Source organism: Collinsella aerofaciens, from assembly GCF_018785245.1.
Classification (GTDB): domain Bacteria; phylum Actinomycetota; class Coriobacteriia; order Coriobacteriales; family Coriobacteriaceae; genus Collinsella; species Collinsella aerofaciens_AD.
This window is the reverse complement of record NZ_WQPL01000038.1, coordinates 18,025-32,169: the sequence shown is the minus strand read 5'-3', so window position 1 is coordinate 32,169 and position 14,145 is coordinate 18,025. Positions and strand designations below refer to the sequence as shown.

Genomic DNA, 14,145 nt, shown 5'->3' with positions numbered 1-14,145 from the left:
GTTACTCGGCCCCCTTGGCAAGCGCGGCGGTGACGGCGTCCTGGGAAATGTCGAGGCCGTAGACGCGAACCTGCTCAACCGTCTTCTCGAAGACTTCCTCGACGGTCGCAGTGGCGTCGATGAGCTTTACGCGGTTTGGCTCCTCGGCGGCAATTGCGCAAAAACCCTGGTAGACACGCTCTTGGAAGGCCATGCCCTTAGCCTCCATGCGATCTGCCGCGCCACGGGCTGCCATGCGCAGCGCCGCCTGCTCGGGCGTGATGTGGTAGACGAGTGTGAGCGCCGGGTGCGTCCCCGCAACGGCCAGGTTGTTGGCATCGCGCACCATCTGGCGATCGAGGCCGTCGGCAAACGCCTGATAGCAGGTCGTGGAATCGTAGAAGCGGTCGCACAGGACCACCTTACCGACAGCAAGGGCGGGCACGATGACCTCGTGCACCAACTGAGCGCGCGCCGCCTCGTAGAGCAACAACTCGCAGGTGTCGCCCATCGCTGTATTGGCGGGGTCGAGCAGCAGAGCACGGATCTTTTCGCTGATGGCGGTACCGCCCGGCTCGCGCAGGCTCACAACCTGGTAGCCAGCGAGTTCAAGAGCGCGGGCAAGCAGGCGCGCCTGCGTGGACTTGCCGGCGCCATCGACGCCCTCGAGCGTAATGAAGCTATGTTGAGCGGGCTCAAAAGCCATGGGCGCAGCCCCTTCCTACAAGGCGCGTAAATGCAGATATATATCAACCAAGCCATGATACCCCAGTGCTCGGTGCGTCCCCAATGGCTAAAGGTGCCTTTCCAAAGTTGCGGTGAAATAGGGACTGATTGAAGCTCTGAGACCGCCAAACAGTCCCTATTTCACCGCAACTTATGATGGGGAATTTTGGACGCTGGGTATAATCGTCGTATTGCATTGAAATGTGGCGAAAGGAGTGGCAATGTCTCGGTATTGCGCCTCGTGCGGCAAGCTTCTTGCAGATAATGCCAAGTTCTGCACCTCGTGCGGTGCACCCGTTGAGCAAACAACCGCGAGCGATAGCCAGCCCGCTTTTGAGCAGACCGGCTCCCTTGATGCGCCGCAAGCCAAGGCGGACGACCCCCTCGCCTATCGCCCCGACCCCGCCGCAAGCCCCGCGGCCGTCGAGACCACGCAGCGCATACCCATCGCGAGCGGCTCGCCCCAACAGCAGCCGGCTCCCGCATACGCGCCCGCTTCGCCACAGACCCCCGCTCCCAAAAAGAGCGGCGCCGGGCCGCTTATCGCCGTTATCGTTGTGCTGGTGGCGATCATCATCGCCCTGGTCGTTTTCTTTGTGATCAAGCCTTTCGACAGCGCCGCCACGCAGACGACTGCCGAGGTAGCTAAGCTGCACCATGACGTCGACGACGATGACCTAAAGCCTCTCGGCGATCCCAACAGCCTGTACGACGATGATGACGATGACGACGAGGATGGCGGCGAAGCAACGCTCTCCGAGCAGAACCTCTACCGTCGCCTGAGCGAATACTACGACTTGCTCGAAGACCTCGACAACTACGTCCGTGGCTGCGCGCAGAACTTCAACGGCAGCTATCTGGAAGAGGATCGGACCACCCGTCAAAATCTCGCCGACGTCGCCGAGCGCACAGAGGACACCATCGAGCAGTATTACGACATCGTCGAGGACCTAGACGTCCCGACGAGCTCCAAGAACTATAGCTCCTGGAAGGACATCATCGCCCTGTACGACGACCTGGATCACCGCATTGACGCAATCTGTGATGCCTGGGAGATCAGCCTGAAATACGCCAAGCCTGCGGACCACAAGAATGAGATCGTGGCGCCGCTGTCGCGCGACAACGTGGCGGGCACCAATGACAATAAGTATCGCCTAGACTTTGAGGAGCGCTATCCCGGCGCCAAACCCGTCGAAGTGAACTAGCGCTTTGTCGTTCCCGAGCCGGCAGTTAGGGACGTTCCTAAACTGCCGGCAGAAAAGGAACGTCCCTACCTGCCGGTCAAAAAACGAGCGAGGATCGTGGGGTCCTCGCTCGTTTTTTTTGGGCAATGTTTCGACTGCGCCGTTACTTGTCGGCGGCTGCTTTCTTGGTAGTCGACTTCTTCGCGGTCGTCTTCTTGGCGGCAGTTGCTTTCTTGGCCGTCGTCTTCTTGGCCGCCGTCGCCTTCTTGGCCGTGCTCGCCTTGGTCGTAGTCTTGCGGCCGCGGGCCGGCTTCTTCTCCTTGGTCGGACAGTCCATGTTGACGCAGATACGCCACGGGCCGCGCGCCGTGTTGACCACCACGATGGGGGCGCCGCACTCGGGGCAGGTCTCACCCGTCGCCTCGAGCTTACCGCGCGCCGGTAGAGGATAGCTCACGCCGCAGTCATCGTAGTTGGTGCAGCGGATAAAGCGCTTGCCGCTCTTCTCGCTCTTGTGCGCAATCAAGTCACCGTGACGCCCGGCCTCGGCGCACACTTTGCACTCGCCCACCTTAAGGTCAGGCTCGTAGTTGGTGGGGCACGTCGGGTTCACGCAGATCTCGAAAGCCTTCTGGCGGAACGGCTGGCACTTAATGCGCGGCGCGCCACACTCGGGGCACACGGCCGCCTCGCCCTCGAGCGGGCTTACCTTGACGCCGCTCGGCACCGGATAGGTCACGTCGCAGTCGGGCCAGCCCATGCAGCCGATAAAGCTGCCGCGGGTCTTGGCACTCGTCTTCATAACCAGGTCCTTGCCGCACTTGGGGCAAGCGCCCACGCGCGCATCGGCCGTGACGGCGTCGCTGATGGCGTCGCCCAGCTCCTGCGTGTGCTTGAGCAGCTCGTCGAGCACGCCGGCCAGCAGCGCGCGCGAGTGCGTCACGACATGCTCTTCGGTATCCTCGCCGCGCTCCACGCGGGTCATGTCGCCATCGAGCTCGCTGGTCATATCGGGGCTCGTGATGCGCGGGGCAAACTGCGTCAGTGCATCGATGATGGCGATGCCCAGCTGACTCGGCTCCACGGGATCGTTTTTGAGGTAGCGCACGGCGTACAGGCGCTCGATGATGCTCGCGCGCGTGGACTTGGTGCCCAGGCCGCGCTTTTCCATCTCCTGCACGAGCTTGCCCTGGCTGTAGCGCGCGGGCGGCTCGGTCTGCTTGGCCTCGAGCTTAATGTCGAACACGTCGACCGTATCGCCCTGCTCCAGCGGCGGCATCTGCTCATCGCGCTTAAGGCCGTACGGATAGGCCTCGCGGAAGCCAGGGGTCACGAGCACGTCACCCGAGGCCACGAACGGCTCGCCGTTGACGTCGAGCTCGAGCTTGGTGTTCTCAATGGTCGCAGGACCCATAAGCGTCGCCAGGAAGCGACGGGCGATGAGGTCGTAGAGCTTGCGCTGACCGCCGTCGAGCGTGGACGGATCGCCCTCGCCCGTGGGATAGATAGGCGGGTGGTCGGTGGTCTCGACCTTGCCGCGCGTGGGCTTCATGGGGCCGGCGAGGACCTTTTTGCATACGGGCGCCAGCGCCGGGTTGATCTTTGCAAGGTCGCTCACCACGGCGCCCAGATCAAGCGTCGCAGGGTACACGGTATTGTCGACACGCGGGTAGCTGATGAGACCGGCCATGTAGAGGGACTCGGCGATGCGCATGGTACGCGCAGGTGAGATGCCCTCGGCTGCGGCGGCAGCCTGCAGCGAGGTGGTCGCAAACGGCGTGGGCGGCTGCTGCTTGCGCGAACGCTTGGTCACCGCGGCGACGGTTGCCGTCGCAACGCCGTCAACGTGGCCGTACGCTGTCTCGGCAGCATCCTTGTCGGTAAAGCGCGCCGTCTTGTGCGCAATCTTAAAGCGGTCGTCCTCGGCAGCACCCTGTGCGGCGCCCATGCCGCGGATCTGCCAATAGTCCTCGGGCACAAACGCCATGCGCTCGCGCTCGCGCTCGACCACCAGGGCAAGCGTCGGCGTCTGCACACGGCCGGCAGAGCGCACGTTACCAAAGCCGCCAAACTTGGCGAGCGTCAGGTAGCGCGTGAGCACCGCACCCCAAATGAGGTCGATGTGCTGGCGGCTCTCGCCGGCGTCGGCCAGATTCTGGTCGAGCGAGACGAGATTATCGAAGGCCTGCGTGATCTCGGCCTTGGTAAACGAAGAATACTGGGCGCGGGCGACCGGCAGGTCGGGCGCAACCTCGCGCACCTTGTTGAGGGCGTCCGAACCGATCAGCTCGCCCTCGCGATCGAAGTCCGTGGCGATGATGACACTGTCGGACTTCTTGGCGAGGTTCTTGAGCGAACGAATGAGTTCCTTCTCGGCCGGTAGCTTAATGACGGGCGCCCAGGTGAGGTAAGGCAGGCTCTCGAGTTTCCAGCCCTTGATTGAGATGCCATCGGCAAGAAACGGCTTGCGCTTGGTGTCGTAGGGCGGACGCGCCAGGCCATCGGGTATGTCGGCCGGCAGCATCTCGCCGTCCTCGGTGACCGAATACCAGCCCAGCTTTTTATCGAACAGCACGCTGTCGCAAAAATCGGGCGCTAGGATGTGACCGGCAAGGCCGATGGTCACGCACTCCTCGCCCTTCCACTCAAAACGGTAGATGGCGGTGTTGTACACCTTGTCCTTTTTGGGCTTGCCCGTGGACAGACGCTCGGCAATCTGACGCGCGGCGTCGTTTTTCTCGGCGATGATGAGCTTCAAAAGAGGCTCCTATCTCGTATCTCTGCGGCTACGCCCGCCCGTATGGCGGCCGACTTACGCCCTTGCTTGCTCAATCTGCCCGATGAGCCAATCGCACCAGGCATCCATGCCCTCGCCCTTGCGCGCGCTCACGGCAAACCGCGGCGCCTGCGGATTGAGGTCATCGAGTGTCTTAGTATACCTATCCATGTCAAAATCGAAAGCCGGAGCCACGTCGACCTTGTTGAGCAGCTGCGCGCCAGCGTGCTGGAAGATGCCCGGGTACTTGATGGGCTTGTCGTCGCCCTCGGGCACCGAGAGGATCATGATGGACAGGTTCTCACCCAGGTCAAAGTCGACTGGGCAGACCAGGTTACCCACGTTTTCGATAAAGATGACGTCGATGTTTTCCAGACCCACGGCCTGGTCGAACGCGTCAACGGCCTCCATGATCATGTTGCCCTCGAGGTGGCACAGGCCGCCCGTGTTGATCTGGATGGCAGGCATGCCGGCTTCCTTCATGGTGATGGCGTCGACGTCCGAGGCGATGTCGCCCTCGATGACGGCGCAGCGCAAGCCGGCCTTGTCGCGCAGGCGCTCGTTGGTGCCCAGGATCGTAGTGGTCTTGCCCGAACCGGGACTCGACAAGACGTTGATCACATAAGTGTTTGTCTCATTAAATCGTTGACGCAGTTGATCTGCCAGGCGCTCATTGCGCGACAGAATCGGCGACGCGATATCAATCGTTTTCTCGGCCATACTCGGCACTCCTTACTTTGGCCCCTTTATACCCCATCACCAGATGGCTAGCGGGCTAATCGTCGGGGGTTTCGATTTCGATACTCGCGATATCGAGCTCGCGGCCGTGCAGTAGGCGCACGTTGGCGCCGCCACATTGGGGGCAGCGGCAATGGAAACGGTCGTGATCAAAGACCTCGCCGCAGTCCAGGCACTCGCTTTGTGGATGGACTTCCTCCACGGCAAGCTCGCAGCCGCGCGTGAGCGGGTCCTCGTCGCGAAACGTCTCCCAGGCAAAGTCGAGCGCCTCGCGCACGACCTCGGTCATATCCCCGATACGCAGCGTTACCAAAACGGCGCGCGAGGCCCCCGCCCCACGCGCCGCGCGAATCACTGTATCGAGTATGCCGTTGACAATGCCAACCTCGTGCATACCGATTTACTCCTCGTCGTCCTCATCGTCCGAGAACAGGTCCAGACGACTCACAAACAGGCCCTCCTTGCCCTCGCGCGCGGTAATGACCACGCGAGCGATGGCAAGCGAAATCTCGTAGAGCGAGAGCAGAGCGCCATACATGAGGCCCAGCGTAACGGGCGAGCCGTCGGGCGTGATCACAGCAGAACCCACGAGCAGGCCCACGTACACGTAGCGCCAGGCGCTGCGGAAGGCCGCGTAGGACACGATGTGGAAAACAGACAGGTAGAAGATGATGAGCGGCAACTCAAACGCCACACCAAAGCCGATCATAAAGAGCAGCTCCATGTTGACGTAGTTCTCCAGGTCGGGCAGCGCCGTAGCGACGGCCGAGGTCTCGCCGATGAGCCACTCAAAGCCTGCAGGGATGATGATGAAGTAGCAAAAGATAGCGCCCAGGAAGAACAACACCGTCGAGGCGAGCACCGTGGGCACGACCCACTTGCGCTCGTTGGGGCGAAGCGCCGGCAAGAAAAACGCCAAGATCTGCCAGATGATCATGGGCGTGCACATGACAACGGCCATCTTGATGGCCAGCGAGAAGCGCAAGCCAAAGCCGCCGAGCGTGGTAGTGATGTAGAACTTACCGTCCGGCACAAAGGAGCGGATGGGATCTTCCAGGATGTCGAGCACAACAGGCGTGGCGAAATACAGCACGATAGCGGCGGCAAACACCGACACGACCACGATGGTCAGGCGGCGACGGAGCTCTCCCAGGTGATCGAAGAGCGGCATACGCGCAGGTCCGATAGGCATTACTCATCGCCTCCCTTCGGTGCATCGGCGGCAGCGGCGTCGTCCTCGGCCTCGAGCTCGCGGGCAAGTTGGTCGACGACGGCCTTGCGCTTGCGGGGACGACGGGCGTAGAGGTCGGCCGTCGTGGGCTCTGCCGGCTCGGGCTCGGGCTCCGGTTCTGCAGCAGGCTCAGGCTCGACGACAGGCTCAGCGGCAGCGGCAGGCTCGGCACCCTCGGCCTCGGACTCCTCAGCAGCACCCTCGCCCTCGGCGGCAGCCTCGCTCGCAGCCTTCTCGGCAGCAAGACGGGCGCGACGCTCGGCAAAGGTCTCCTTCTTGGCGGGCGCTGCCGTCTCGGCGGCATCCTTGTCCGCATCGGAATCGTCATCGACGGCAGCCTTCTTGGGCTTGACCGGGGCCGACGCGGCCTCGCTCACCGGATCGATTATCTCGGACTGAACAACGGCCGTCATCTTCTCCTGCGTCTCGCGGAACTGACGGATGGCACGGCCGATCGTGCGGCCCATCTGTGGGAGCTTATCCGGGCCAAACAGCAAAAAGCCGAAGACCACGATGATCGCGAGCTCACCCTCTCCAATACCAAACACACATACCTCCAAGGCTCGATGTGAGTCGAGCCCGCACCGCGCCATTCGGCCGGAACTCGTCTATTCATTCGGTCAAGTATAGCGCCCGGACGCCAAAACGTCCGAGCGCATCACAAACATATGCCAAACGGCACGCCCTTTTGGGGGCAAAGATTATGCAGCGGTGATCGAAATCTCCTGGTCGACACCCAACAGCTGAACCACGCGCATTACCGGGGGCTGCACATTGGTGCAGCCAAAACGCTTGCCGTGGTCGACCGCGTGGTGCGCGGCGCCCACGAGCACGCCAATGCCCGTTGAATCGATGTAGCTCACCTGGGCAAAATCGAGCTCAACGGCCTCAGTGGGCTGCTCGAGCGCCAGGTCGATGGCATTGCGCAGGCTATCGGCGTTAGAGATATCGATCTCGCCGGTTACCTTAATGGTGTAGAGCTCTGGCGTGGGGTTGGTGGAAATACCCAAATCCATGTATATGCTCCTTTACGTATCGAAGGTGCGGATAGTACGGGAAGCCGCGCGTTAGGCGCGCTCGGCACGCGCGAGCTCGGCAGCGACAAGCTTAACGGCCAGCACCAGCACATCGAGCGCGGCCTCCAGGTCCTCGACCGTGGGATAGCTCGGCGCGATGCGGATGTTGGTATCGCGCGGATCCTTGCCATAGGGCCAGGTAGCACCGGCCGGCGTGAGCTTAACGCCCAGGTCGGCGCACAGCGCGGCGACCTTTTGGGCCGAGCCCTCGGGACCATCGAAGCTTACAAAGTAGCCGCCGCGGGGATGCGTCCAGGTGGCGCAGCCCGTGCCGCCCAGGCCCTCGGTGAGCTTGCGCTCAACGGCCTCAAAGCGCGGACGCAAAAACTCGGCATGCTTTTTCATGTGCTCCTTGACCGCCTCGATGGTGGGAAGGAAGCGCACGTGACGCAGCTGGTTGAGCTTGTCGGCGCTGATGAGGCCGGCCTTCAGGCGCTTGGAGAACTCGGCGATGACCGCGGGGCTCGCACCGATAAAGCCGATACCGGCGCCCGGGAAGGTGATCTTGGACGTCGAGGCAAATGCCACCACGCGGTCCTCGGTGCCCGCCGCGCGAGCGAGGTCAAAGATGTTTGCGAGCTCGTCGGTCTCGTCGTACAGGTCGTGCACGCAGTAGGCGTTGTCCCAGAAGATGCGGAAATCGGGTGCGGCCGTGGGCATCTCAATCAGGCGGCGCACAGTGTCCTCGCTAAAGGTGATGCCCGTGGGGTTGGAATACTTGGGCACGCACCAGATGCCCTTGATGGAATCGTCGGCGGCGACGAGGCGCTCGACCTCGTCCATGTCGGGGCCGTTGTCGGTCATCGCGACGGGGACGTTCTCGATACCCAGATCGGCGGTGATGCCAAAGTGGCGGTCGTAGCCGGGAACAGGGCACAGAAACTTGACCTTCTTGCCGTCGTGCGCTGCCTCGTAAGCCTCCCAGGGCTCGTTGCCGCACGAGCCGCAACGCCAGAACATACCGGCGATATCGTGCTCGATCAGCAGGCTCGACGAACCCAGCACGAGCGTCTGCTCGGCGGGGCAACCCAGGAACTCCCCCGCTAGCTTGCGTGCCGAGGGAATGCCCTCAAAGCAGCCGTAGTTGGAACAGTCGACGTTGCCGTCGTGCAGATCGGCATCGGCATTGAGGATATCGAGCATGGGTCGAGAGATGTCCACCTGGGAGGGCGACGGCTTGCCGCGGGCCATGTCGAGCGCCAGGCCCTTGGCCTTGACCTCGGCGACCTCGGCCTTGAGCGCCTCGATGGCGGCATCGAGTTCGGTGGTTTCCATCTTCTGGTAGATCGTCTGCATGGGTGCGACCTTTCACGAAGCGGTACGTTGCAATTCTTCTAAGTATAGACCGCTACCGTCGCAACGTTATGAAGCCGTGATAGATTAAGTCCATCGCAATGAATTACGAATCGCCGCGCATGCCGGCATGAAGCGCCCAAGGAGGCACTATGGAGTACGGATCGTTCCAGGCCGAGGAATTCGGCGACCTTCAGCGCCTGGTCGACGGACTGTTTTACGACCGCCACGCCATCGACCGCCTGGATCTGATCGTACAGGCCGAAATCTTGGACCTGGCACCCGATCTCATGGAAATCGTGAACCTTTTGCCGCCCGGCTATTACGACCGCCAGTCACTTTGCGACCAGCTCAACTCCGCCTTGGCCGCCCACGGCTGGGGCGCCGTCTACGGCACCGTGGAATAAACCTAGTCATTTAAGAACGTCCCCAATGACTAAAACGCCGCTTGTGATGGTGTTCACAGGCGGCGTTTTCAAACTTGTATGTGCTTTTACTTGTCCTTGGGCGCGGGGTGCTTGCAGATCACACTCATGTAGATCATGCCAAGTACGGCCGCGGTGACAGAGCCGGCGAGAATAGCGGCCTTGGCAGCCAGAACCTCAAACTGGGCCGTCGGGAAGGCGAGGCCGCTGATGAGAATCGACATGGTAAAGCCGATACCGCCCAGAATGCCCACGCCGGCAATCATATGCCAGTTGACATTGTGCGGCAGCTCGCAGGCCTTGAGCTTGACCAAGGCGAACGTCATGCCAAAGATGCCGATCGGCTTGCCCAGCAGCATGCCAAAGTACACGCCAAGCGTCACCGGATCGGTGAGCAGCGTGCTCATGTCAACGCCCACTAGGCGAACCTGCGCGTTCACGAACGCAAAGATCGGCAGGATCACAAAGTTGACCGGCGTGGAGATCAGACGCTCCATGCGGATAAGCGGCGGAGTCACGCGGTGCATGACGCGCTCGACCTTGGTGGTCGAGACGGTAAAGTCATGCTGGCCCAGGATGTGCGCCTCGTCGTCGTAGCGGTCATCGAGCAGCGGCAGGCACTCGCCCAACCAATCGGTGAGGCTATCGAGCTTGACGCCGCACTTGGCCGGGATGGTGAAGGCCAGGATGACGCCGGCAAGCGTAGCGTGTACGCCGCTCTTGAACATGCAGAACCACAACAGCAGGCCCAGTACCGAATACGGGGCAAGGCGATAATGCTGCGTCTTGTTGAGCCACACGAGCGCACAGGTCACAAGCGCGGCGGCGCCCAACCAAAACGGATTGGGGCTCTGACCGTAGAAGATGGCGATGGCGGCGATGGAGATGAGGTCGTCGGCGATGGCGAGCGTCGAGAAGAACACGCGCACGCCGTTGGGCACGCGATTGCCCAAAAGCGACAGCACGCCCAGCGCAAAGGCAATATCGGTTGCCATGGGGATGGCCCAACCGTTGCGGGCGCCGGCATGGTTAAAGATCAGGTAGATGCAGGCGGGAACGACGACGCCGCCCACGGCCGCCAGCATGGGAAGCATGGCCTGACGCGGATTCTTGAGCTCACCGACCGTCATCTCGTACTTAAGCTCGATGCCCACCAGCAAAAAGAAGATCGCCATAAGGAAGTCGTTGACGAAAAGCTCAACGGTGAGACCGGCCGTAAGGTTGCCCAGACCCACATACAACGGGGTCTCCAAAAAGTGATGGATGGCCTCGTAGGCATCGGTGTTGGCGCAAATGACGGCGGCGATGGCGGCGAAGACCATGACGGCGGCGGAAATCGTGCCGTTCTCGGCGATGCGCTCCCAAATGTCATGGCGCTCAAAACGCTTGCGCTCACGGACGTTAAACAGCTGCTCGGGTGCTGCCATGGGCGGCTCCTTTCACGGGAAGACTCCCGTCTTAAAAAAGCACGGCCCGCCCAGATGGCGGCGCCGCGCTCCAACGAATTACGCTTGCATCTAGCCTACCCTGCACGACAAGCACGCAGACGTGGCCGAAAAGCGGAACCACAGGTTGAACATTATTTGCTCAACGGCACGGGCGCCCCTGTCCAATAGACAACGCGGTGCCGTGCACAAAAAACGACCGGAGCGCGGGGCGTCCGCGGTCCGGTCGTCGGTGTTAGGCCAAAAGAACCTAGCAGGCGGCCATGATGGGGGCAGCAACCTGCTTCTTACGGGAGAGAACGCCCGGCATCCAGACGCCGTCGTGCTCGTCGGCGATGCCCAGGCCCTTCTGAGCGGCCTCGGTCTCACCCTCGAGCAGGACCTGCGAGCCCTCCTCCATGATGTCGGTGATGCACAGGACAATGCCGTCAGCGCCCTTCTCGGCGGCGTAGGCGCGCATGGCCTCGCGGACCTCGTCGATCATGCCGAGCGCGCGGCTCTTGTCGACGGTCTCGTACTGGCCGATGAGCAGCTTCTTGCCGGCGGGCTCGAACATCTTGATGTCGTTGCCGACCATCTCGGCAGCGGTGAAGGAGCCGGACGGACGGGTGAGGAAGACCTCCATGCCAAACTTGACCGGGTCGACGCCCACCTGCTCGCCGAGCTTGGCGGCGACGGCGCGGTCGACATCGGTGGTGGTGGGGCTCTTGAGCATGAGCGTGTCGGTCATCATGGCCGAGAGCAGCAGCTTGGCCTGAACGTCGGAAAGCTCAACGCCGAGCACGCCGGCGAGCTTGGTGACGATGGTGCAGCTGGAACCCCAGGGCAGGCAGATGTAGTGCAGCGGGCCGGCGGTCTCGAAGTCGCCGATGCGGTGATGGTCGACGACACCAAAGACTGTGGCGTCCTTAAGACCGGCAACGGACTGGGCGGACTCGTTGTGGTCAGTGAGGACGACGAGCTGACCGGCCTCGACGGACTCGATCACGCGGGGCTCGGCGATGCCGGCGTCGGCGAGCAGCTTGGCGGACTCGGCCGGAAGCTGGCCCAGGGCGCAGGCCTCATAGGTGTTGCCGGCATACTCAACCTGGTTGAGCAGCTGGGACAGAACGACGGCGCTCATGATGGCGTCGTTATCGGGGTTCTGGTGACCAAAGACAAGAACGTTTGCCATGGATATCCTCCACTTGATATGTGTACTTAGACGTAGCTATGGTAGCACGCCGATGCCGAGCCTTCGCAGACGGAAGAGCCACGGCATATTTTGGGGCAGGTATGGGGGCCAAGGCTGTCCCTTTTGCACCATGTTGGTGCAAAGTAACCCGCCCCCCTGCACCAGCTATTTGCCAGCGGCGCGCAGAGCTACGTAGGCGGCGCCGATGATGCCGGCGTCGTTGCCGAGCGAAGCGACCTTAATGGGCGTCTCGCGCGAGGCGGAAAGCGCGTAGCGCTGGAAGTACTCGCGAGCCTTGTCGAGGTAGACATCGGCCGAGGCGGAGGCGCCGCCGCCGATCAGGAACATCTCGGGGTCGACCACGTTGGCGATAAGCGCCAGGGCGCGACCGAGATAGTCGGCCATGGTATCGGCCGCGGCCAGCGCAAGCTTGTCGCCCTCGCGGCAGGCCTGGAACACGTCCTTGGAATCTGAGGGGCCGGTGAGCTCGATGGGCTCGACGCCCGCCTTCTTGCACTCGGCAAGGTAGTTGCTCACCACACCGGTGGCGCTGGAATACTGCTCCAGGTGGCCATGGCCGCCGCAGCCGCAGGTGCGCTCCTCAGCCGGATTCAGGCACATGTGGCCGATCTCGCCGCCGGCACCCACAACGCCCGACACCACGTCGCCGTTGACGATAACGCCGCCGCCCACGCCGGTACCGATGGTGACCATCACCACGTTCTGTACACCCTTGGCAGAGCCGAGCCAGGCCTCGCCCATGGCGGCGGCGTTGGCATCGTTCTCGTACTTAACGACCGCGTCGGGGCAGTGCTCCTGAATGGCGACCCTCAGCTCGGGCAGGTTAATGGCAATGTTGGCCTTGACCTTGGCATCGCCCGACGCCGGGATGGGACACGGAACGGCCAGGCCAATGCCCGCCACAAAGGCACGCGGAATCTGTGCCTTGGCGACCACCTGGTCGATAGCCTCGGTCACCGCGGCAAAGCCCGCAGCGTCAACGATAGGAGGCGTGGGCACGCTGGCCTTGGCAAGCAGGTTGCCGTCCTCGTCGAACAGGCCCTCCTTAACCGAAGTGCCGCCGACGTCGATGCCGATGTAGTACTGCTTAGGTTCCATGGGAGCCCGCCTTTCTCGTTTAAACATTGCCTGTATGGTACCGCTCCCAAGGCAAAAACCTACCAAAAAGGGACAGGTTTGTTTTGGCAGGTTTTATCTGGGGTAACGCAATTGGCTGCCCAACAGGCCGCGCAAGACCATCCCCAAAAATAAAGGCGCCGGGAGGCGGAGGCTCCCGGCGCCCGTCAAAGGGACTATGTTGTCTGTTGGACCGCACGGTCCGTCGCGGCGATAACGCCGACTAGGCCTGAAGTGCCTGCAGCTGCTTGTGAACCTCGATGAGCTCCGTCGCCATGACGCGCATGGTCTCGGTGCCGGCCATCTGGTCCTCGGCATGCAGCAAAATCAACGGGGCCTCGCCGTTACGTTCGCCGTTGGCCTCCTTCTTCAGAAGCCCCATGTGAACATCGTGGCCACCGTTATAGGCCTCGTCGCCCTGCTTGATAAGCTCCTCGGCGGCGTCAAAATCGCCCTCCTTGGCCTTTTGCACGGCATTGATGTACATGCTCTTGGCGGTACCGACGTAGCTGATGATCTCAAAGCAGGTCATCTGCAGTTCGTTCATATCCTCCATGCAGAGCACCTAGCCCATCACGCTGACGCAGTGGTCGATGATGCCGGCAGCGTTCATGCGGCCGTAGTCGACCATGTTGATGACCTCGACCGGAAAACGACCGGCGGCCTCCTTCTCAAAATCGCCCTTGGTGTAGCCGATCTGCGGACCAAGCAGCAACATGTCGCACTCGTCCAGGTGATCGTGGGCCTCGTTCATGGGACGAGCCTCGACCTCAATATCCAGACCACGGTTTGCAACCTCGGCCTGCATCTTCTGGACCAGCAGGCTCGTGGACATACCGGCATTGCAGCAGAGCATGATCTTCTTCATGGTTTCCTCCTTATAACTGCGCGGCGCGCAGACGACAACTGGTTTTATTCCTTGCGGCTATTGTGCCCACCCCCCCCGCATCTTTACACAAGG

General features: G+C 62.0%; 15 protein-coding genes. 2 read left to right on the top strand and 13 right to left on the bottom strand.

The annotated features are described in order from the left end of the window. Position 1 precedes the first annotated feature (1 nt). Positions 2-685 (bottom strand): dTMP kinase, encoded by a 684-nt coding sequence (gene tmk / locus GPK39_RS08190; protein ID WP_215674951.1) that lies wholly within the window; start codon positions 683-685, stop codon positions 2-4. A 241-nt stretch (positions 686-926) separates the two neighbouring features. Here tmk and GPK39_RS08185 point away from each other — a divergent pair, with 241 nt between their 5' ends. After that, positions 927-1,910 (top strand): zinc-ribbon domain-containing protein, encoded by a 984-nt coding sequence (locus tag GPK39_RS08185; protein WP_195543918.1) that lies wholly within the window; start codon positions 927-929, stop codon positions 1,908-1,910. Between the two features lie 142 nt (positions 1,911-2,052). On the opposite strand, the gene GPK39_RS08180 is transcribed toward GPK39_RS08185, so the two are convergent. From GPK39_RS08180 to GPK39_RS08150, 7 genes are all read right to left on the bottom strand, one after another. Next, a complete protein-coding gene (locus GPK39_RS08180; protein ID WP_215674949.1) occupies positions 2,053-4,647 on the bottom strand; it encodes a DNA topoisomerase I in 2,595 nt (864 codons plus the stop codon). A gap of 54 nt (positions 4,648-4,701) precedes the next feature. Further along, positions 4,702-5,385 carry a hydrogenase nickel incorporation protein HypB gene (hypB, locus tag GPK39_RS08175; RefSeq protein ID WP_006235936.1) on the bottom strand — a complete coding sequence of 228 codons (684 nt, stop codon included), beginning with the start codon at positions 5,383-5,385 and terminating at the stop codon, positions 4,702-4,704. A 55-nt stretch (positions 5,386-5,440) separates the two neighbouring features. Next, positions 5,441-5,797: a hydrogenase maturation nickel metallochaperone HypA gene (hypA, locus tag GPK39_RS08170; RefSeq protein WP_022093859.1), complete on the bottom strand. Its 357-nt coding sequence runs from the start codon at positions 5,795-5,797 to the stop codon at positions 5,441-5,443. Between the two features lie 6 nt (positions 5,798-5,803). Continuing rightward, positions 5,804-6,595: a twin-arginine translocase subunit TatC gene (gene tatC / locus GPK39_RS08165; RefSeq protein ID WP_055285525.1), complete on the bottom strand. Its 792-nt coding sequence runs from the start codon at positions 6,593-6,595 to the stop codon at positions 5,804-5,806. Continuing rightward, positions 6,595-7,182 (bottom strand): twin-arginine translocase TatA/TatE family subunit, encoded by a 588-nt coding sequence (locus tag GPK39_RS08160; protein ID WP_215674947.1) that lies wholly within the window; start codon positions 7,180-7,182, stop codon positions 6,595-6,597. Before GPK39_RS08160 ends, tatC begins: the two co-directional genes overlap by 1 nt. 153 nt (positions 7,183-7,335) lie before the next feature. After that, the gene (locus tag GPK39_RS08155; RefSeq protein ID WP_117790559.1) at positions 7,336-7,650 is read right to left on the bottom strand and encodes an STAS domain-containing protein; all 315 of its coding nucleotides are present in this window, start codon (positions 7,648-7,650) and stop codon (positions 7,336-7,338) included. Positions 7,651-7,701: 51 nt separating this feature from the next. Continuing rightward, the gene (locus GPK39_RS08150) at positions 7,702-9,006 is read right to left on the bottom strand and encodes an aspartate aminotransferase type Ic (protein WP_215674945.1); all 1,305 of its coding nucleotides are present in this window, start codon (positions 9,004-9,006) and stop codon (positions 7,702-7,704) included. A gap of 149 nt (positions 9,007-9,155) precedes the next feature. On the opposite strand from GPK39_RS08150, the gene GPK39_RS08145 reads away from it, so the two are divergent. Next, entirely contained in the window at positions 9,156-9,410 is a 255-nt protein-coding gene (locus tag GPK39_RS08145) for a hypothetical protein (protein ID WP_022093864.1), read from the top strand. 86 nt (positions 9,411-9,496) lie between these two features. On the opposite strand, the gene nhaA is transcribed toward GPK39_RS08145, so the two are convergent. From nhaA to GPK39_RS08120, 5 genes are all read right to left on the bottom strand, one after another. After that, complete coding sequence (gene nhaA, locus GPK39_RS08140) at positions 9,497-10,855, bottom strand: Na+/H+ antiporter NhaA (RefSeq protein WP_215674943.1); 1,359 nt, start codon at positions 10,853-10,855, stop codon at positions 9,497-9,499. Positions 10,856-11,123: 268 nt separating this feature from the next. Continuing rightward, positions 11,124-12,047, bottom strand: a complete 924-nt coding sequence (locus tag GPK39_RS08135) for a manganese-dependent inorganic pyrophosphatase (RefSeq protein ID WP_195920076.1) — start codon at positions 12,045-12,047, stop codon at positions 11,124-11,126. A gap of 165 nt (positions 12,048-12,212) precedes the next feature. Then, positions 12,213-13,166, bottom strand: a complete 954-nt coding sequence (locus GPK39_RS08130; protein ID WP_252200046.1) for an ROK family protein — start codon at positions 13,164-13,166, stop codon at positions 12,213-12,215. 241 nt (positions 13,167-13,407) lie between these two features. Further along, a complete protein-coding gene (locus tag GPK39_RS08125; RefSeq protein WP_197736861.1) occupies positions 13,408-13,740 on the bottom strand; it encodes a PTS sugar transporter subunit IIA in 333 nt (110 codons plus the stop codon). Positions 13,741-13,749: 9 nt separating this feature from the next. Further along, the gene (locus GPK39_RS08120) at positions 13,750-14,052 is read right to left on the bottom strand and encodes a PTS sugar transporter subunit IIB (protein ID WP_035137700.1); all 303 of its coding nucleotides are present in this window, start codon (positions 14,050-14,052) and stop codon (positions 13,750-13,752) included. Positions 14,053-14,145 lie beyond the last annotated feature (93 nt).

What these genes read in the sequence shown, in the direction of transcription:
- tmk (WP_215674951.1), bottom strand. Translation starts at nt 685, where the DNA reads ATGGCTTTTGAGCCCGCTCAACATAGCTTCATTACGCTCGAGGGCGTC.
- GPK39_RS08185 (WP_195543918.1), top strand. Translation starts at nt 927, where the DNA reads ATGTCTCGGTATTGCGCCTCGTGCGGCAAGCTTCTTGCAGATAATGCC.
- hypB (WP_006235936.1), bottom strand. Translation starts at nt 5,385, where the DNA reads ATGGCCGAGAAAACGATTGATATCGCGTCGCCGATTCTGTCGCGCAAT.
- hypA (WP_022093859.1), bottom strand. Translation starts at nt 5,797, where the DNA reads ATGCACGAGGTTGGCATTGTCAACGGCATACTCGATACAGTGATTCGC.
- tatC (WP_055285525.1), bottom strand. Translation starts at nt 6,595, where the DNA reads ATGCCTATCGGACCTGCGCGTATGCCGCTCTTCGATCACCTGGGAGAG.
- GPK39_RS08155 (WP_117790559.1), bottom strand. Translation starts at nt 7,650, where the DNA reads ATGGATTTGGGTATTTCCACCAACCCCACGCCAGAGCTCTACACCATT.
- GPK39_RS08150 (WP_215674945.1), bottom strand. Translation starts at nt 9,006, where the DNA reads ATGCAGACGATCTACCAGAAGATGGAAACCACCGAACTCGATGCCGCC.
- GPK39_RS08145 (WP_022093864.1), top strand. Translation starts at nt 9,156, where the DNA reads ATGGAGTACGGATCGTTCCAGGCCGAGGAATTCGGCGACCTTCAGCGC.
- nhaA (WP_215674943.1), bottom strand. Translation starts at nt 10,855, where the DNA reads ATGGCAGCACCCGAGCAGCTGTTTAACGTCCGTGAGCGCAAGCGTTTT.
- GPK39_RS08135 (WP_195920076.1), bottom strand. Translation starts at nt 12,047, where the DNA reads ATGGCAAACGTTCTTGTCTTTGGTCACCAGAACCCCGATAACGACGCC.
- GPK39_RS08130 (WP_252200046.1), bottom strand. Translation starts at nt 13,166, where the DNA reads ATGGAACCTAAGCAGTACTACATCGGCATCGACGTCGGCGGCACTTCG.
- GPK39_RS08125 (WP_197736861.1), bottom strand. Translation starts at nt 13,740, where the DNA reads ATGGAGGATATGAACGAACTGCAGATGACCTGCTTTGAGATCATCAGC.
- GPK39_RS08120 (WP_035137700.1), bottom strand. Translation starts at nt 14,052, where the DNA reads ATGAAGAAGATCATGCTCTGCTGCAATGCCGGTATGTCCACGAGCCTG.